The organism is Bacillus sp. JZ109 (assembly GCF_053903135.1).
In genome coordinates, this window is the sequence record NZ_CP096388.1 from 144,949 (window position 1) to 164,262 (window position 19,314).

Genomic DNA, 19,314 nt, shown 5'->3' on the forward strand with positions numbered 1-19,314 from the left:
TGAAAACGACATGAAGGAGATGCAGGATGTACAAACTAATTGCAATTGATATGGATGGAACACTTTTAAATGATCATCATGAAGTAACAGAGGAGGTCCGCGACGCCCTTCACGCGGCAAAAGCGGAAGGTGTCAAAATTGTGCTTTGCACCGGCCGGCCTATCGGGGGCGTGCAGAGATATTTAGATGAACTGAATTTAATTGAAGAAGGCGACTATGTCATTGCGTATAATGGAGCGCTTGTTCAAAATACGCATACAAATGAAGTGGTCTCGGAGCTGTCTCTCGGCTATGATGATTTGACTTCATTATATGACCTGAGCTTAGAGCTGAAGACGCCGATGCATTTCTTTGACTCATCTAATTTGTATACGCCTAACCGGGATATTAGCGAATTTACCGTATACGAATCCTATGTGACACAGGTGCCGCTTCATTTCCGCAAGATTGACGAGGTGCCAAAAGATATCCTCATCCCGAAAGTGATGTTTATTGATAAACCGGAGAACTTAAACCGCGTCATTACATCGATTCCAAAAGACGTGAGAGAAAAATATTCAATGGTCAAAAGCGCGCCTTTCTTTTATGAGATTCTGCACCCGGAAGCCAGCAAAGGAAATGCTGTACGCCAGCTGGCTCAGCTGCTTGGAATTGAACAGGCGGAAGTCATGTGCATAGGCGACAACGGGAACGACCTGACAATGATCGAATGGGCGGGCTGCGGGGTTGCCATGGCAAACGCCATCCCAGAAGTATTGGAAGCCGCAAACTTTCAAACACGCTCCAATAATGAACATGGTGTTGCGCATGCGATTCACGAGCTTGTTTTGGCTAAATAATAAAAAATCCAGCCTTCTAAAGGCTGGATTTTTTCGTTTTATTTGATGTAATGTCAATTCTTTGACGAACCGATTTGACTTTCGTTATGCTGATAAAACCAATTCGTTCACAATATGTATGATATTAATCTGAATTGAAAAGGGGACTGATCAAATGTGCACAAGTCTTACATTGGAAACTGCTGACCGTAAACATGTATTAGCGAGAACAATGGATTTTGCATTTCAGCTGGGGACGGAGGTCATTCTCTATCCGCGCCGTTACAGCTGGAAGAGTGAAGCTGACGGAAAGGCCCATCAGACACAGTACGCGTTTATCGGTATGGGGAGAAAACTTGGAAATATATTATTTGCCGACGGTGTTAATGAAAGCGGTTTATCGTGTGCTGCACTTTATTTTCCTGGCTATGCGGAGTACGAAAAAACGATACGGGAAGATACCGTTCACATTGCCCCGCATGAGTTTGTGACATGGGTGCTGTCAGTCTGTAAGTCTTTGGAAGACGTAAAAGAAAAGATTCGATCTTTAACGATTGTAGAGAAAAAATTAGATCTATTGGATACAGTTTTACCGCTTCACTGGATATTGTCAGACCGGACGGGCCGAAGCCTGACGATAGAACCGAGAGCAGACGGCCTCAAAGTCTATGATAATCAACCTGGTGTCATGACGAACAGCCCCGACTTTATATGGCATGTAACCAATCTGCAGCAATATACAGGAATCAGACCGAAGCAATTAGAGAGCAAAGAATTGGGCGGATTAGCCCTTTCTGCTTTTGGCCAAGGCTTAGGAACTGTTGGTCTGCCGGGGGATTATACACCGCCTTCCCGGTTTGTCAGAGCTGTTTATTTGAAAGAACATCTAGAGCCGGCGGCCGATGAAACGAAAGGTGTAACAGCCGCTTTTCACATTTTGGCAAATATGACGATACCAAAGGGCGCAGTGATAACGGAAGAAGACGAAATTCATTATACGCAATATACTTCCGTGATGTGCAACGAAACTGGAAACTACTATTTCCACCACTATGACAATCGGCAAATCCAAAAAGTGAGTTTATTTCATGAAGACCTAGACCGCCTTGAGCCTAAAGTGTTTTCTGCTAAAGCAGAAGAAAGTATTCTAGAACTTAATTAAGATTCAATTAGCTGATTTCGGTATGAATCCGGGATCAGCTTATTTTTTTATGTGATGTCTCAGCTTCTGAATGAGTTGGAAAATGGACCGTTCTACGACGGCGACACGCGCGTTTATTAGCAAAGAGCAAAAGCGACGGCAAAATGCGTATGGTCGGAAGTAGAGATAAGGTACAAGCTACATTTATATAAAACTTGGATCAAAACGAGGTTCAGCATCAGACTGGTTTTGCCAGTATACAGGTTGCACAAATGCCGTCCCATGATACTGCGAAATTCTTTTCAGCTTAAAAAGAAAAATTTAATCTTAACTCATTGACAAACGTCCAAGACAAAGGTACATTTTGATTTATTCATATTAAACGACTAGGAATATAGGAGTTTATTTTTCGGATTATTCAGCCTAAAAACATGATAAAAGGAGTATCGTCATGACAAGCAAAAAGAAACAAATCAAATTAGGGGTATTTTTAGCAGGTACAGGCCATCATGTTGCGTCTTGGCGGCACCCTGACGCGCCGTCAGATGCGAGCATGAATTTGGATTATTTTAAAGAGCTTGCGAAAACAGCGGAGCGGGGCAAGCTGGATATGCTGTTTTTAGCGGACAGCCTTTCTATTGACAGCAAATCACATCCAAATGTATTAACAAGGTTTGAGCCATTCACCCTGCTCTCTGCTTTGGCGCAGGTCACATCAAAAATCGGACTGACAGCAACAGCCTCCACTACATACAGCGAGCCATTCCATATTGCCAGACAGTTTGCGTCATTGGATCATCTCTCCAATGGCCGTGCCGGATGGAACGTCGTCACTTCATCTATTGAATCAACAGCGCTGAATTTCAGCGGTGAAAAGCACCTTGAACACCATTTGCGCTATCAGCGGGCAGAGGAATTTGTCGAGGTTGTAAAGGGGCTTTGGGATTCATGGGAAGAGGACGCTTTTATCCGTAATAAAGAAACGGGTGAATTCTTTGACAAAGAAAAAATGCACGAGCTGAACCACAAAGGAGAATATTTCTCGGTTCGCGGACCTCTAAACGTTTCAAGAACGCCGCAGGGCCAGCCTGTCATTATCCAGGCAGGATCATCAGGAGACGGAAAAGCGCTCGCTGCCAGAACAGCAGAAGTGATCTTCACAGCACAAAACCACCTGGAATCAGCTCAGGAATTTTATCAATCCATTAAAGAACAGGCTGCGGAATTCGGACGTGATCCAGAAAAAATTGCCATCATGCCGGGTATTTTCCCAATCATTGCCGATACAGAAGAAGCAGCGCAAGCCAAATACAAGGAGCTTCAAGATCTGATTATCCCATCTGTCGGTCTGCAAATTCTCCAAAATTACTTAGGCGGAATTGATTTGTCGGCATATCCGCTTGATGGGCCGCTGCCGAAGCTTGACGCAGAAGCTTCCAATGCGGTGAAGAGCCGCTTCAAGCTTGTTCAGGAGATGGCTGAACGTGACAATATGACGATACGAGAGCTTTACAAATACGTTGCAGGCTCCAGAGGCCACCATATCTTCGTCGGCACGCCGGAGCAGCTCGCCGACAAGATGCAGGAATGGGTGGATACGAAAGCGTGTGACGGGTTTAACATCATGCCTCCGCTTCTTCCAGAAGGAATTGAAGTGTTTGTTGATCAAGTGGTTCCGATTTTACAGGAGCGCGGCGTGTTCAGAAAAGAATATGAAGGCACAACATTACGAGAGCATTTCGGTTTGGAAAAGCCGGTAAACCGCTATGCAAAGTAAGGAGGAACGCTAGATGAAGCCACGATACCGCCTTGCAGTTGAACGTGATGCCGAACAGCTTCTCGAGCTGACATTGCGGGCTTATGAACCGATTCGAAAGCTCGGCATTCGTTTTGCTGCCGCTCATGCGGATTTGGATTTGGTGCTGAAAAATATTCGGGAAAATGCTTGCTACGTCATGGAAGAAGACGGGAGGATCATCGCGACCATCACCTTGAGAATGCCTTGGGGAAAACAGCCGGGACCGTATGGCGTTCCGCATATCTGGTGGTTTGCTGTGGACCCCGACACCGGAAAAAAAGGAATCGGAACAAAGCTGCTTCAATGGCTGGAGGAAACAATCCTTCGCGATACGTTAAAGGTTCCGTTTGTCTCACTCGGAACAGCGGATAAGCATCCGTGGCTGATTGAGATGTACGAACGAAAAGGATATGTCCGCTCAGGTGAACAAGACCTTGGAAAAGGGCATATCACAGTCTATATGAAAAAACAATTGCGACATGATCTATAAAAATAGAAAAGGCGGGAAAATCAAATGAAGATGAAAAAATGGACAGTGCTGGTCGTTGCTGCATTATTAGCGGTGCTCTCAGCTTGCGGCAATGGAAACAGCAGCAGTAAAGAGGCTGACAATGTGCTTCATGTCGGTGCGACAGGACAAAGTTACCCATTTGCTTATAAAGAAAACGGAAAGCTGACAGGTTTTGACGTGGAAGTGATGGAAGCAGTCGCTAAGAAAATTGACATGAAACTGGACTGGAAGCTGCTTGAATTCAGCGGGCTGATGGGAGAGCTTCAAACAGGCAAGCTTGACACCATTTCCAACCAGGTAGCTGTGACAGACGAACGTAAGGAAACGTATAACTTTACGAAACCATACGCTTATGCGGGAACACAGATTGTCGTCAAAAAAGACAATACAGACATCAAATCAGTAGACGATTTAAAAGGCAAGACAGTCGCAGCCGTTCTCGGTTCAAACCACGCGAAAAACCTTGAAAGCAAAGATCCTGATAAAAAAATCAATATCAAAACGTACGAAACACAAGAGGGTACGCTGAAGGATGTTGCGTACGGCCGTGTAGACGCTTATGTCAACAGCCGAACTGTATTGATCGCGCAAATCAAGAAGACCGGTTTGCCATTAAAGCTTGCAGGAGATCCGATTGTTTACGAACAGGTTGCATTCCCATTTGCCAAGGACGATGCGCACGACAAGCTCCGCAAAAAAGTCAATAAGGCCCTAGATGAATTGCGTAAAGACGGAACACTGAAAAAACTCTCTGAAAAATACTTTAATGAAGATATCACAGTAGAACAAAAGCATTAAGAAACGGCGGTGACTCACCAGAATGAACACGATTGATTGGGAATTCATGATATCAGCGTTCCCGACTTTAATTCAGGCCCTTCCGATCACGTTGTTTATGGCCATAGCGGCTATGATTTTTGCCATTATCGGAGGACTTATTCTCGCACTCATTACAAAGAACAAAATTCCAGTGCTTCATCAGCTGTCAAAGCTGTATATATCCTTTTTCCGAGGCGTGCCGACACTGGTGCAGCTGTTCTTAATCTATTACGGGCTGCCGCAGCTATTTCCAGAGATGAGCAAAATGACAGCTCTCACAGCCGCTATCATCGGGTTAAGCTTAAAAAATGCAGCATATTTGGCAGAAATCTTCAGGGCTGCCCTCAATTCTGTTGATGACGGGCAGCTGGAGGCGTGCCTGTCTGTCGGTATGACAAAATTTCAGGCATACAGACGGATTATTTTGCCGCAAGCGATCCGAAATGCGATCCCGGCAACGGGCAATACATTTATCGGGCTCCTGAAAGAAACGTCACTGGCCTTTACATTAGGGGTCATGGAGATGTTCGCCCAAGGGAAGATGTACGCTTCAGGAAACCTCAAATATTTTGAGACGTACTTGGCGGTTGCGATCGTCTATTGGGTTCTTACCATGATCTACAGCATGTTGCAGGACTTGTTTGAACGTGCCATGAGCAAGCCATACCGGACTTAGAGGTGAAATCAGTTGATAACAGTAAAAAATATTCGCAAAGCGTTTAAAGATCTCGTCGTGCTCGACGGAATCGATCTAGAAGTGAAACGCGGAGAAGTGGTGGCAATCATCGGTCCGTCCGGTTCCGGAAAATCAACGCTTCTCCGGTGCTTAAATCTATTAGAGCGTCCGGATCAAGGCCTTATTGAAATCGGAGAAGCCAAACTGAACGCGGAAAAGTTTACACGCAAGGAAGCACATCGGCTTCGCCAGCAAACGGCCATGGTCTTTCAAAACTACAATCTGTTTAAAAATAAAACGGCTCTGCAAAACATTACAGAAGCTTTAATCGTGGCTCAACATAAACCACGCGACGAAGCGAAACGTATTGGAATGGAGATTCTGAAACAAGTCGGTCTGGAGCATAAGGCTGACAGCTATCCGATCACAATGTCCGGCGGCCAGCAGCAGCGAATCGGCATTGCGCGGGCGCTTGCGGTCAATCCGCATGCGATTTTGCTGGATGAACCAACGTCAGCGCTTGACCCTGAGCTCGTCACAGGGGTGCTTCAGGTCATCAAGTCCATTGCGGAAAAACAAACAACGATGATCATTGTTACACACGAAATGGCGTTTGCAAAAGAGGTTGCTGATCAAGTGATTTTTATGGCAGACGGCCATATTATCGAGCAGGGAACGCCAGAGGAATTGTTTGACCATCCGAAAAACGAACGGACGAAACGATTTATCAAGCAGGTGGGAGAGCCTGCAGAGCTTATATAAGAAGGAGAGAAGAACAATGGCCGACAAAGCGTTTCATACCCGTTTAATCAATATGCGGCGTGATCTTCATGAACATCCTGAACTGTCATTTCAAGAGATTGAAACGACGAAAAAAATCCGCCGCTGGCTTGAGGAGGAGCAAATCGAAATACTTGATGTTCCTCAATTGGAGACTGGTGTGATTGCAGAAATCAAAGGACGGGAAGACGGCCCCGTGATAGCAATACGAGCGGACATTGATGCGCTCCCGATCCAAGAACAGACGAATCTCCCATTTGCATCTAAGGTTGATGGCACAATGCATGCATGTGGACACGATTTTCATACTGCTTCTATTATTGGCACAGCGATTTTGCTGAATCAAAGAAAGGCCGAGCTGAAAGGTACAGTCCGCTTTATCTTTCAGCCGGCCGAAGAAATTGCCGCAGGAGCAAGAAAGGTCATAGAAGCTGGTGTACTTGATGACGTTTCCGCGATTTTCGGCATGCACAATAAGCCGGATCTGCCTGTCGGAACCATTGGTGTAAAGGAAGGTCCGCTTATGGCAAGTGTTGACCGGTTTGAGATCGTCATCAAAGGGAAAGGCGGACACGCCGGCATCCCGAATAACAGTATTGATCCAATCGCTACAGCCGGACAAATCATCAGCGGGCTGCAATCTGTGGTCAGCCGCAATATCAGCTCACTGCAAAACGCAGTCGTCAGTATCACAAGAGTACAGGCGGGCACCTCGTGGAACGTAATTCCAGACCAAGCTGAAATGGAGGGGACGGTTCGAACCTTTCAAAAAGAAGCGCGGCAGGCTGTTCCAGAGCATATGAGACGAGTGGCTGAAGGAATTGCAGCGGGCTATGGGGCACAAGCAGAATTCAAGTGGTTTCCTTATTTGCCTTCCGTTCAGAATGACGGCACATTTTTGAATGCGGCATCCGAAGCTGCGGCACGGCTTGGCTATCAAACCGTTCACGCTGAGCAGTCTCCGGGCGGAGAAGACTTCGCTCTGTATCAAGAGAAGATTCCGGGATTTTTTGTCTGGATGGGAACGAACGGGACGGAGGAGTGGCATCATCCGGCCTTTACACTGGATGAAGATGCCCTTACGGTTGCCTCACAATACTTTGCGGAGCTGGCGGTTATTGTATTGGAGACCATCAAATGAGCAAACAAGGGCTGACAGCAGGTCTTGCAGCGGCTGTGAGAACATCACAACCTGAGCATTCAGTTGACGCGATTCGCGAAGCAAAAAAAGGATTACTTGATTTTACTGCCGCTTCATTCGCAGGAAGAGAAGATAAAGGAATTCAAAAGCTCCTCCGTCTGATAGAGGATGAAGGAGGCCGGCCCCTTGTTCCTATTATCGGACAGGGCAAAAAGGCCGCGCCATTACAATCCGCGATGCTGAATGGATTTATCGCCCATGCATTGGATTTTGATGATGTCCACTCCGATGTAAGAGGACACCCCAGTGCAGTCATCGTACCGGTCCTTATTGCATCTGCCGCTCGCGGACATGACGAGCGGCTTCTTGGCGCTTATATTGTTGGTGTTGAAGTGATGGCACGGCTGGGAGAATCTATTGGCAGCCGCCACTATGAAAAGGGCTGGCATAATACAGGAACGCTTGGTGCCATCGCTGCTGCCTGCGCCGTAGGTTATGCTGAGGAGCTGACTCAGGAAGAGCTGGAAAAAGCAATTGGTTTTGCGGCTACGCAATCTGCTGGGATGAGGGTGCAATTTGGAACAGAAATAAAACCGCTGCACGCCGGTTTGGCGGCTCAGGCTGGCTTGCTGGCCGTTAAGCTGGCCCAATCAGAATTTGGCGGGTCCCGCACGGCATTTGATGGAGAAACTGGTTTCTTCAGTCTGTACGGTGACGTTGAGAAAGCACAACACACTTTGCTAAACGATTGGGGGGCACCGTGGAGAATTGTGCAGCCGGGTCTATGGTTTAAAATCTATCCATTTTGTTCCGCGGCACACCATGCAGCAGATGCGGTACGACAGCTTATCTCCGAAGAAACCATTTCTGCTGCCAATACCGAACGTATTGAAGTGATATTTCCGCCAGGCGGAGATGCTGCATTGACGGAAAGATCTCCAAAAACTGGAGAGGAAGGCCGTTTCAGCGTTGAATATGTGATTGCTCTTGCTTTGCATGGACACGGCCTGACCGTTGAACATTTCAGCAGCCAGCCGATCCCAAGCGGGGTTCAAACGACAATGGGGCGAATTCAGCGCGTATATGACAATGCTATTCAGCCGGCTCCTCATGCCGTTCCAAAAGGCCGTTTCACGATTGTCCGGGCCTATTTATCAGACGGCCGGATTTGCGAAGCGCGTGTGGACTGCCCAAAAGGGGCGCCAGGAAATGAGCTGTCTGAAGAAGACATAAAAGAAAAATTGACATTAACGGTCCCGCAAGAAAAAGCGCGGAGAATCATAACAGCCGTTGAAAAAGCCGATATAAAAGAATTTTTAGCTCATATTGAATAAGATCAACTCTATTCGGTGATTTCAGATGATATGATAAAACCAATCATACGTTTGAAAAAGGAGAAAACCATGACGGTGAATGACGCGGTTGTATTCATTTTGGCTGCCTTTTTACTATGGGGAGCGGCGGATTATTGTTTGGGAAACAGATGGGGGCTAGGCGAGCGGTTTGCGGACGGCTTTAAGGCTATGGGGCCGCTGGCGCTGTCCATGATCGGAATTGTGTCGCTGGCGCCCGTGCTGGCAGCAATCCTGATTCCCATTGTTGCTCCGTTTTACACGGCGATTGGCGCGGACCCTTCTTCCTTTGCGAACACCATTTTGGCGATTGATATGGGAGGATATGCGCTGGCTGGAGAAATGGCGAAAGATCCGCAGGCCGGGCTGTTTTCATGGGTGTTTTTAGGAACAATGATGGGACCGGCAATCGTCTTCACGATTCCCGTCGCTCTTGGCATCATCGAAAAAGAGGATCATCCGTATTTTGCGAAAGGCATATTAATCGGGCTGTGCACAGTGCCGATCGGTTGCTTAATCGGCGGATTATGCGCAGGCTTTGACATCGGCATGATAGGTAAAAATCTTCTGATCCCGAGTCTGTTATCTGCTGTGATCGCTTTTGGGTTATGGCGATACACCGACAGAATGATTCAGTTGTTTCATCTCTTCGGGAAAGCGGTCAGTGTGGTTGCGATTATCGGGCTTGCAGCTGTTTCAGTTGAAACGATGACCGGCATTGTGCTGATTCCGGGAATGGAGAATGTCGAGACAGGGATACAAACGACAGGGACCATCGCCATTGCCTTGGCAGGGGCGTTTCCAATGACGGCTTTTATTACAAAAACCTTTAAAAAACCGCTTCAGGCCCTGGGGAAACACCTTCATTTAGATGAGACAGCAACAGCAGGATTAGTGACCTCTTTGGCGCATCATATCCCGATGCTGGCTTCATTAAAGAATATGACGCCGAGAGGAAAGGTCATCAATGTCGCGTTTGCGGTCAGCGGCGCCTTTGTACTCGGCAGCCATCTCGGTTTTGTAGCTGGAATGAAAAAAGAAATGGCGGCGGCCATGATCATTGGGAAATTAGCAGGCGGAGTCACAGCTGCCGCAGCGGCTGCTTGGATGACACCTGCACAATCAGCTAAACAGCAAAAACGTATCTCAGCCAGCCATAGCTGAGGCAGAAGCTGTTTCAACTTTGTCCAAACGGGAATGTTACAGTAAAGATTTCTGTGAAAGAGGGTTGGACACATGGCGGTGAAAGACCGGTACATGTCAAAAATAAAACAGGAAACCAAGCCTTGGATCAAACGATTCGGGAGGCTTGGTTATTTTGCATTCGGCGGCGTTTTTATTCTGCTTGGGGTTTTGGCTTTTATGACGGCTGCCGGGGCAGGCCGCGCCAAAGATTCGAGCGGAGCGCTCCAAACGCTATCACGCATGCCGTATGGGTCACTATTGCTTTTTTTAATAGGCATCGGCCTTATCGGCTATGTGATCTGGATGGTGTTAAGCGCGATCAAGGACACAGAGGGGCACGGAAACAGCAGGCGAGGCCTGTCACGGAGAATAGGAAACTTTTTCAGTGCCGCCGTTTACACATCCATCGCTTGGAATGCCTTGCGATTTGTGTTTGGCCAAGGGGACGGCGGCACTTCAGAACAGACGTGGTCCGCTTATGTATTGGCGCAGCCATTCGGCCAATGGCTCACAGGGCTTACGGGTGCGGGTTTTATCGTATTTGCGATTGTTCAATTTATGAAAGGCGTTCGGGCTGCTTTTATGAAAGAATTCGATACATCAAAAATGAACAAACAGATGATATGCATCACGAAAAACACCGGGCGCGCAGGCAATATCGCCCGCTCCATTATTTTCTCAGCCATCGGCTATTTTCTCATCAAGACAGCCATGACCGCTGATCCCGACGACACAAGAGGCTTTGACGGTGCGCTCGCCGAACTCGCGCAGCAGCCGCATGGCAAATTGATTCTGTCTATATTGGCATTAGGCCTGATCCTATATGGAATGTACGCCATTATGAAAGGCATTTATCAGCATATGACCTGGGAGAAATAAGCTCTGGGCAGGTTGCGCCCAGAGCGTTTTTCAGTTTCTTAGAAATCAGGTGGATGAAAGCCGGCGCCAGCCTGTATAATAAAAGCAAATCAAAAGCAGTTTTATCAGGACTGATCCACAGGGAGGTGCAGAATGGATCGGGAAAAACAACAATTAAGCATAGAAGCGGCAAGGCTTTACTATCAGTCTGACTACAGTCAGCAGCAAATTGCTGAGCAGCTCAACATTTCAAGGCCAACCGTTTCCCGGCTGCTGCAATATGCGAAAGAAAAAGGGTATGTCCAGATTCGCGTCATGGACCCATTTGAGGATTTGGATGCGCTCGGTTCCATACTTGAAGAGAAATACGGGCTCCTTGAGGCGCATGTTGTGTTTTCCCCGACACCCGATTATGCAGGAATTACACATGACCTAAGCCGCTATGGTGCAGAATATATGCATGAAACGGTAAAAGACGGCGACATTGTCGGCGTCAGCTGGGGAACCACCATGTATCAAATCGCGCAAAACATGCAGCCGAAGCAGGTAAAAGGCGTCGAGGTCGTCCAGCTAAAAGGCGGCATCAGCCATTCCCGGGTAAACACGTATTCGGCTGAAACGATTCAGCTGTTTGCAGAGGCTTTTCAAACGATGCCGCGCTATCTCCCGCTTCCCGTCGTGTTTGATAATGCGGATGTGAAGCGAATGGTGGAGAAAGACCGTCATATTGAGCGGATCATCGAGATGGGAAAGCAGGCGAATATCGCTCTCTTCACGGTGGGGACTGTCCGTGATGAAGCGCTGTTGTTCCGACTCGGATATTTTAACGAAGAAGAGAAAGCCCTGCTGAAAAAACAGGCCGTGGGGGATATTTGTTCACGCTTTTTTGATGCGAAAGGGAATATTTGCAGCAGCGCCATCAATGACCGGACCATCGGTGTTGAGCTTCAAGACCTTAGACTGAAGGAACGCTCCATTTTAGTTGCCGGCGGAAGCAGAAAAGTATCTTCCATTCACGGAGCATTAACCGGAAAATATGCCAACGTTTTAATCATTGACCAGCATACCGCGAGGGCGCTTGTTAATGATTTGTGACACGTTCAAACCTTTCATTGAACAAAATTTCAATTACCAATTTACATATGTTCAAAAGTCGGTTATGCTAAAAAATATCTTAACAAAAAAGGAAGTGTGCGAAGGATGTCATTAGCCAACATAATTGATCATACAGCTTTGAAACCGCATACACAAAAAGCGGACATTCTAAAACTAATTGAAGAAGCGAAAACATACAAATTTGCTTCAGTATGTGTCAATCCGACATGGGTGGAGCTTGCTGCAAAAGAGCTTAAGGGAACTGGAGTCGACGTTTGTACGGTCATCGGCTTCCCGCTCGGTGCCAATACAACTGAAACAAAAGCGTTCGAGACAAAAGACGCCATTTCAAAAGGCGCCACTGAAGTGGATATGGTCATTAATATTGCCGCTTTAAAAGACAAGGAAGACGATGTGGTGGAAGCTGATATCCGCGGTGTAGTGGAAGCTGCAGCCGGAAAAGCGCTTGTCAAAGTCATTATCGAAACGTGCCTTCTGACTGATGAAGAAAAAGAACGTGCATGCCGTTTAGCGGTGTCTGCGGGAGCGGATTTCGTAAAAACATCAACAGGCTTTTCTACAGGCGGCGCAACGAAGGAAGATATCGCCTTAATGCGCAAAACAGTAGGACCTGATATCGGCGTGAAAGCATCTGGCGGCGTCAGAACGAAAGAAGATGTAGACACAATGGTAGAGGCCGGAGCAAGCCGAATTGGCGCCAGCGCAGGCGTTTCTATCGTAAAAGGAGAAAATGCATCAGGCGGAGACAACTATTAAGAGCTGACGGAAGGCAGACTGCTTTCCGTTTTCTGAGGAAACAGTAATTGTAAGCGAATACAAATAAAGGAGAAACACATATGAAGTATTTGATTGGGATTATCGGTTTACTCGTGTTTTTAGGCCTCGCGTGGATCGCGAGCAGCGGCAAAAAAAGAATTAAGATCCGCCCAATTGTTGTTATGCTCATTTTGCAATTTATTCTTGGCTACATTCTCCTCAATACCGGAATAGGGAATTTCCTCGTGGGAGGATTTGCAAAAGGATTCGGTTACCTGCTTGAATACGCGGCAGAGGGAATTAACTTTGTGTTTGGCGGCTTGGTGAATGCGGACCAAACGACATTCTTTATGAATGTTCTCTTGCCAATCGTGTTTATATCCGCTCTGATCGGGATTCTGCAAAAGTGGAAAGTCCTCCCGTTTATTATTAGATATATTGGCCTTGCCCTCAGCAAGGTAAACGGTATGGGAAGATTGGAATCGTATAACGCAGTGGCTTCTGCGATTTTAGGGCAGTCAGAAGTATTTATCTCCTTGAAGAAAGAACTCGGTCTTTTAAATCAGCAGCGCTTGTACACGCTTTGCGCATCTGCGATGTCAACTGTGTCAATGTCGATTGTCGGCGCGTATATGACAATGCTGAAACCGGAATATGTTGTAACAGCACTGGTCTTGAACTTATTTGGCGGTTTCATAATTGCTTCTATTATTAATCCGTACGAGGTTGCAAAAGAAGAGGATATGCTTCGTGTTGAGGAAGAGGAAAAACAATCCTTCTTCGAAGTGCTCGGAGAATACATCCTTGACGGTTTCAAAGTGGCGGTTGTCGTCGCTGCGATGCTGATTGGATTTGTCGCGATTATCGCCTTGATCAATGGCATTTTTAATGCAGTATTCGGTATTTCGTTCCAAGGCATTCTTGGATATGTGTTTGCTCCATTCGCTTTTCTTGTGGGTATCCCATGGAATGAAGCTGTTAATGCGGGAAGCATTATGGCAACAAAAATGGTATCGAATGAATTTGTCGCCATGACGTCGCTTACGCAAAACGGTTTCCATTTCAGCGGCCGTACAACAGCGATCGTATCGGTATTCCTTGTGTCATTTGCGAACTTCTCCTCAATCGGAATCATTGCCGGTGCCGTAAAAGGACTGAATGAAAAGCAAGGAAATGTCGTCGCTCGTTTCGGCTTGAAATTATTATACGGTGCTACGCTTGTCAGCTTTTTATCAGCAGCAATTGTGGGCTTGATTTACTGAACTTAATCGAAAAGGATCGGTGACCAAACATGAGAATGGTAGATATCATCATCAAAAAACAAAACGGAAAAGAACTCACCACTGAAGAAATTCAATTTTTCGTGAACGGCTATACAGACGGAAGCATTCCTGATTATCAGGCAAGCGCGCTTGCTATGGCGATTTTCTTCCAGGATATGAGTGACCGTGAACGCGCGGACTTGACGATGGCTATGGTGAACTCCGGTGAAACGATTGATCTTTCTGCCATTGAAGGAATTAAAGTGGATAAACACTCCACCGGCGGCGTCGGCGACACGACAACGCTCGTTCTCGCTCCGCTTGTTGCGGCTCTTGATGTGCCGGTTGCTAAGATGTCCGGCCGCGGCCTCGGCCATACGGGCGGCACGATTGATAAGTTAGAGGCAATCGATGGCTTCCACGTGGAACTGACGAAGGATGCATTTATTAAACTTGTGAACCGCGACAAGGTTGCGGTCATCGGCCAAAGCGGCAATTTAACGCCGGCTGATAAAAAACTGTACGCGCTTCGTGATGTAACGGGAACGGTCAATTCCATTCCGCTCATTGCAAGCTCGATTATGAGCAAAAAAATCGCTGCCGGGGCGGACGCCATCGTGCTTGACGTAAAAACGGGTGCGGGCGCCTTCATGAAAACAGAAGAAGACGCAGCTGAACTTGCCAAAGCGATGGTACGGATCGGAAATAACGTCGGCCGTCAAACAATGGCTGTCATTTCAGACATGTCCCAGCCGCTCGGCTTTGCGATCGGAAATGCGCTTGAGGTCAAAGAAGCGATCGACACACTCAAAGGCGAGGGACCTGAGGATCTTCATGAGCTTGTCTTAACGCTCGGCAGCCAGATGGTTGTGCTTGCGAAAAAAGCCGATACATTGGACGAAGCAAGAGCGAAGCTGGAAGAAGTCATGAAAAACGGCAAAGCGCTTGAGAAATTCAAGGATTTCCTGAAAAACCAAGGCGGCGACAGCTCAATTGTTGACGATCCGTCTAAGCTTCCGCAAGCCGCATATCAAATTGATGTGCCTGCCAAAGAAGCGGGTGTCGTCTCCGAAATCGTTGCGGACGAAATCGGCGTCGCGGCGATGCTGTTAGGTGCCGGCCGCGCCACAAAAGAAGACGAAATCGATTTAGCCGTCGGCATCATGCTCCGCAAAAAGGTCGGCGACAAAGTAGAAAAAGGGGAACCGCTCGTAACGCTTTACGCTAACCGAGAAAACGTCGATGAAGTCATCGCAAAAGTCTATGACAACATCCGCATCGCCGCGGAAGCGAAGGCGCCGAAGCTGATTCATACGTTAATTACAGAATAAAAAATAAAGCACATCCCATGCTGAGCGGGGTGTGCTTTTTTAATTATAGGATGTGATCGGCTGGATATTCCTCTTGGCTGATTTTTTTCGCTTTTGTAACATTTCTTTTGAAATGGTAGATGAGATAGCAAAGGATGATACAAGGAACTCCGCAGAAAAGTGCGATTCTTTGATTGGGATCAAAAGCAAGACCGATACAAGAAGCAGAACATAATAAGAGAGCGGCTATAGGCATAAGAGGATAAAGCGGCGTGCGAAATGTCAGATCTTTTACATTCCCCCCTTTTTTCAAAAATCTCTTTCGAAACAAGAGTTGGGACAAGGCAATGCTCATCCAGACCACGACTCCTGCAAATCCAGCAATTGCTACCATCACCACATAGACAGTTCCAGGGGCCACGATACTGGAAACGAGAGATAAACAAGATACAGCCATACTGATCATTAAGGCATTTAAAGGAATGCCTTTAGATGTCACTTTCTTAAAACGGGAGCTGATCATGTTTTCATTTGCTAACGACCACATCATACGGGTCGAAGCATATAAGCCTGAGTTGGCGACAGACAGCAAGGCTGTTAATATCACGAAATTCATAATATCAGCAGCGTAAGGGATTCCGATCTCCGCAAATACGGCTACAAACGGGCTTTCAATCACGCCTGCGTCCTTCCAAGAAATCAACCCGGATAATATGAAGACAGCGCCAATGAAAAAAATCACGGTTCTCCATGCGACATTACGGATGGATCGCGGAATATCCTTTTGAGGATTTGCTGATTCTCCTGCTGTAACGCCGATTAACTCTGTACCAGAAAAGGCAAAACTCACAGATATCATCGCGATAAAAACGGCGAGAAAGCCATTCGGAAACAGCCCGCCATGGTCCGTGAAGTTTGACAACATAGGAGCATCCGCCGTTCCGTTTAAAGAGATCAGGCCAAACATGGCGGCTCCTCCTAAAATGATAAATAAAATAATGGTGACAATCTTTACGCTGGAAAACCAAAATTCAGTTTCCGCAAATAACTTAACTGAAAATGCGTTGCATATAAAAAGAAGGGCTGCAAAAATCGCACTCCACATCCATACACTGCTGTCAGGGAACCAGCGCTGCATGAGAATACCTGATGCGGTAAACTCAGAGCCTACCGTCACCACCCAATTGATCCAGTACATGATGCCGACCATAAAACCGGTAGATGGACCGATAAATGTTGTAGCATATTTTTGAAAAGAGCCGGTCACCGGCATGGCAACCGACAATTCGCCGAGACATTGCATGACGAGGTACATCATCAACCCGCCGATTACATAAGCGAGTATCGTACCGCCGGGTCCGGCTTGATGTAGCGTATAGCCCGTACTGAGGAAAAGTCCTGTGCCTATGACGCCTCCCAATGAGATCATAAATAGGTGCCTGCTTTTCATTGTGCGTTTTAGCTGTTGGCTGCTGTTCTCCTGAAGATTCACTGTCTCGCCCTCCTTTTAACTGCCATTCATTAGGCAAATGAGTTTCCTATACCCAAAATACAACCTGCCAGAAGATCACTTGAATGGGGAGAGTTTCATTCCTTTTAATGCGTGTAACAGAACATGAGCTGCAGCTCTGCTTGTCATATCTCGAAAATCGAGGGTAGGATCGACTTCAACAATTTCAATCCCGGCAACATTGGGCTGTTGTGCGATGTACTTGACTGCTTCAAGCAATTCGTCTGTATAGAGGCCGCCCGGGCCAATCGCTGGACAGCCGGGTGCATGGGACTGGTCTAAGACATCCATGTCAACAGATATAAAAATGAAATCTGTTCTATCTTGAACAACAGGCAAAATCTCTTTTAACGTTGGGATTAGTCCTTTTTCGCGGATCATGTCCATCGTGTGAATGTTCACGCTATGTTTTTTTGCATATGCTTCATAGGCCTGGCTGTTGCTGAATTCTCTGATACCCAGCTGGATCAAATGTTGACCTTCAATAATCTCTTCATCCAAAAGGCGGCGGAAGGGGGTGCCGTTTGTCGGCCCCCCGTCCTCCGTATTGCGAACATCGTGATGGGCATCAAATTGAATCACCGCTGTCGTTCCTTTTGTTTGTGCTATCGCTTTTATAGTGGAGTAGCTGATAGAGTTATCTCCCCCGAGTATGAGCGGCACCCAATCCGGATGGTCCGAAAGCAGAGCGTGCATGGTTTGGAAAATGTGATGATGTGACTTTACGATATCAGTGACATGAATATCGATATCCCCCAGATCATATAGAAGCTCTGCTACGACGTGCTCTCCAAGCTCAGCAGAATAGGCTGATGAATGTTTCAGAGCCTGGCGTATTGTTCCGGGTGCAAAGGAAGCGCCTGAATGACTGATGGATGATTTTGATAGGGGGACACCCATCAACGCCGGTCCCTTAATGTCTTGGCCGTCCCATGTTGCGATCAGGTCGCTCATTTTTGTGACATCCCGGTCTTTAAACGAAGATCCGGCCTCTCTGAGAAAAGGGTACTTATCCAAGAATGGCTCCCTCCCTGTTGACAACAATTGTTCCGTTTTTCATGACTTGATGTACATGATTAACCCCGTAGTGATACGGAATATACATATAGTTCGTGGCTTGCCAAATGACTAGATCAGCTGAGCGGCCGACTTTGAGCTGACCGGCTTCTTCTCCTTTCCCTATGGCGTATGCGGCATTGACTGTGACCGCGTGCCATATTTCTTCTGCAGTCATCTTCAGATGAAGCGCGGCAATCGACATGATCAGCTGGATATTTTCAGTCGGCGAGCTGCCAGGGTTAAAATCCGTTGCCAAGCTGATACATACACCTTCATCAATCATAGCTCTTGCCCTGGCGTATGTGCTTTTGCCAAGATAAAATGTCGTGCCCGGCAAGAGGACGGCGATCGTTCCTGCCTCAGCCAATTTCTTTATGCCTTCGTCCGATGCACCTACCAAATGGTCGGCTGAGACGGCCTTTAGCTCACCTGCTAATTCAGCACCTCCAAGCGGATCGATTTCATCTGCGTGTATTTTTAATCCGAAGCCTGCCTCAGCTGCTTTTTGTAAATAACGGCGGGATTGGCTGACTGTAAAAACGCCTGTTTCTGTAAAGATATCAGCGAAGCTGGCGAGTTCCAGCTCTTTGATTTCCGGCAAAAGGGAAAGCATTTGATCCAGAAATTGATCTGGATCGTTTTGATATTCGGGAGGAATCGCATGGGCTCCCATAAATGTGGAGACAAGGTCAACAGGCTGGCTTTCATGCAGTTTCTTTGCGACACGCAACTGTTTGAGCTCTGTCTCTTTTTCCAAGCCGTAGCCACTTTTCACTTCTGCTGTGGTTGTGCCGTAGGACAGCATTCTTTGCAGATGAAAATGGGCTTTTTGCAGCAGCTCTTCTTCTGAAGCCGCCCTGGTATCCTTGACTGTAGACAGAATCCCGCCGCCCTGCGCCAGAATATCCAAATATGAAATGCCCTGAAGCTTAAGGTTCATCTCCTTTTCACGAGATCCGCCAAATACAAGATGGGTGTGCGGATCAACGAGGCCAGGCGTTACAAGGCGTCCCGAACAGTCAATGATTTCGTCTGCCTCGTAACCGGCTTCAGCCCCTTTTTGTCCGGCGAACACAATTTTCTGTTCATGGACGCCGACAACAGCGTCTTCGATCACATGAAGATCCTGCATGCTTTTGCCTGCCCGCGGACCGCTGCTTTCCATCGTCAAAAGCTGACCGATGTTGATGAGAATCGTATCAATTTGCTTTGGCATGTCATC

The 19,314-nt window shown here is 47.1% G+C and carries 18 protein-coding genes; 15 read left to right on the top strand and 3 right to left on the bottom strand.

Translation table 11 applies throughout. From position 1 onward, the window contains the following. Positions 1 to 26: 26 nt before the first annotated feature. The 15 genes from yidA (at position 27) to M1D94_RS00885 (ending at position 15,544) form a co-directional block, all read left to right on the top strand. The gene (yidA, locus tag M1D94_RS00815) at positions 27 to 839 is read left to right on the top strand and encodes a sugar-phosphatase (protein ID WP_041850318.1); all 813 of its coding nucleotides are present in this window, start codon (positions 27 to 29) and stop codon (positions 837 to 839) included. Positions 840 to 993: 154 nt separating this feature from the next. Beyond that, positions 994 to 1,980 carry a penicillin V amidase gene (gene yxeI, locus M1D94_RS00820; protein ID WP_041850319.1) on the top strand — a complete coding sequence of 329 codons (987 nt, stop codon included), beginning with the start codon at positions 994 to 996 and terminating at the stop codon, positions 1,978 to 1,980. Between the two features lie 430 nt (positions 1,981 to 2,410). Then, positions 2,411 to 3,736, top strand: a complete 1,326-nt coding sequence (locus M1D94_RS00825) for an LLM class flavin-dependent oxidoreductase (protein ID WP_015715007.1) — start codon at positions 2,411 to 2,413, stop codon at positions 3,734 to 3,736. A gap of 13 nt (positions 3,737 to 3,749) precedes the next feature. Next, positions 3,750 to 4,247, top strand: a complete 498-nt coding sequence (snaB, locus tag M1D94_RS00830; RefSeq protein ID WP_003242734.1) for a sulfur-containing aminoacid acetyltransferase SnaB — start codon at positions 3,750 to 3,752, stop codon at positions 4,245 to 4,247. A 24-nt stretch (positions 4,248 to 4,271) separates the two neighbouring features. After that, positions 4,272 to 5,066 (top strand): amino acid ABC transporter substrate-binding protein, encoded by a 795-nt coding sequence (locus M1D94_RS00835; protein ID WP_041850320.1) that lies wholly within the window; start codon positions 4,272 to 4,274, stop codon positions 5,064 to 5,066. A 22-nt stretch (positions 5,067 to 5,088) separates the two neighbouring features. Beyond that, positions 5,089 to 5,763, top strand: coding sequence for an amino acid ABC transporter permease (locus tag M1D94_RS00840; protein WP_003227111.1), 675 nt, complete (start codon positions 5,089 to 5,091; stop codon positions 5,761 to 5,763). Positions 5,764 to 5,775: 12 nt separating this feature from the next. After that, positions 5,776 to 6,525 carry an amino acid ABC transporter ATP-binding protein gene (locus tag M1D94_RS00845; RefSeq protein WP_003243284.1) on the top strand — a complete coding sequence of 250 codons (750 nt, stop codon included), beginning with the start codon at positions 5,776 to 5,778 and terminating at the stop codon, positions 6,523 to 6,525. 16 nt (positions 6,526 to 6,541) lie between these two features. Further along, on the top strand, positions 6,542 to 7,684 hold the full coding sequence (sndB, locus tag M1D94_RS00850) for an N-acetyl-sulfur-metabolite deacetylase SndB (protein ID WP_283857084.1): 1,143 nt from the start codon (positions 6,542 to 6,544) through the stop codon (positions 7,682 to 7,684). Next, positions 7,681 to 9,018 carry an MmgE/PrpD family protein gene (locus M1D94_RS00855; RefSeq protein ID WP_456270384.1) on the top strand — a complete coding sequence of 446 codons (1,338 nt, stop codon included), beginning with the start codon at positions 7,681 to 7,683 and terminating at the stop codon, positions 9,016 to 9,018. Before sndB ends, M1D94_RS00855 begins: the two co-directional genes overlap by 4 nt. Positions 9,019 to 9,087: 69 nt before the next feature. Then, entirely contained in the window at positions 9,088 to 10,200 is a 1,113-nt protein-coding gene (gene eutH, locus M1D94_RS00860; RefSeq protein ID WP_029318596.1) for an ethanolamine utilization protein EutH, read from the top strand. Positions 10,201 to 10,272: 72 nt separating this feature from the next. Further along, on the top strand, positions 10,273 to 11,100 hold the full coding sequence (locus M1D94_RS00865; RefSeq protein ID WP_041850322.1) for a DUF1206 domain-containing protein: 828 nt from the start codon (positions 10,273 to 10,275) through the stop codon (positions 11,098 to 11,100). Positions 11,101 to 11,232: 132 nt separating this feature from the next. Next, on the top strand, positions 11,233 to 12,174 hold the full coding sequence (deoR, locus tag M1D94_RS00870; RefSeq protein WP_003227124.1) for a DNA-binding transcriptional repressor DeoR: 942 nt from the start codon (positions 11,233 to 11,235) through the stop codon (positions 12,172 to 12,174). A 105-nt stretch (positions 12,175 to 12,279) separates the two neighbouring features. After that, a complete protein-coding gene (gene deoC / locus M1D94_RS00875) occupies positions 12,280 to 12,951 on the top strand; it encodes a deoxyribose-phosphate aldolase (RefSeq protein WP_003227127.1) in 672 nt (223 codons plus the stop codon). A gap of 80 nt (positions 12,952 to 13,031) precedes the next feature. Beyond that, positions 13,032 to 14,213 carry a nucleoside permease NupC gene (gene nupC / locus M1D94_RS00880; protein ID WP_003227130.1) on the top strand — a complete coding sequence of 394 codons (1,182 nt, stop codon included), beginning with the start codon at positions 13,032 to 13,034 and terminating at the stop codon, positions 14,211 to 14,213. Positions 14,214 to 14,242: 29 nt separating this feature from the next. Then, on the top strand, positions 14,243 to 15,544 hold the full coding sequence (locus M1D94_RS00885; protein WP_141949319.1) for a pyrimidine-nucleoside phosphorylase: 1,302 nt from the start codon (positions 14,243 to 14,245) through the stop codon (positions 15,542 to 15,544). A 43-nt stretch (positions 15,545 to 15,587) separates the two neighbouring features. Here the strand turns inward: M1D94_RS00885 and M1D94_RS00890 are convergent, their stop codons facing one another. The 3 genes from M1D94_RS00890 to hutI all read right to left on the bottom strand — a co-directional run bounded on the left by M1D94_RS00890 (position 15,588) and on the right by hutI (position 19,308). Further along, positions 15,588 to 17,015 (bottom strand): amino acid permease, encoded by a 1,428-nt coding sequence (locus M1D94_RS00890; RefSeq protein ID WP_032725050.1) that lies wholly within the window; start codon positions 17,013 to 17,015, stop codon positions 15,588 to 15,590. A gap of 75 nt (positions 17,016 to 17,090) precedes the next feature. After that, positions 17,091 to 18,050, bottom strand: a complete 960-nt coding sequence (gene hutG, locus M1D94_RS00895) for a formimidoylglutamase (protein WP_103804008.1) — start codon at positions 18,048 to 18,050, stop codon at positions 17,091 to 17,093. Then, positions 18,043 to 19,308 carry an imidazolonepropionase gene (gene hutI / locus M1D94_RS00900; protein WP_103804006.1) on the bottom strand — a complete coding sequence of 422 codons (1,266 nt, stop codon included), beginning with the start codon at positions 19,306 to 19,308 and terminating at the stop codon, positions 18,043 to 18,045. Before hutI ends, hutG begins: the two co-directional genes overlap by 8 nt. Positions 19,309 to 19,314 lie beyond the last annotated feature (6 nt).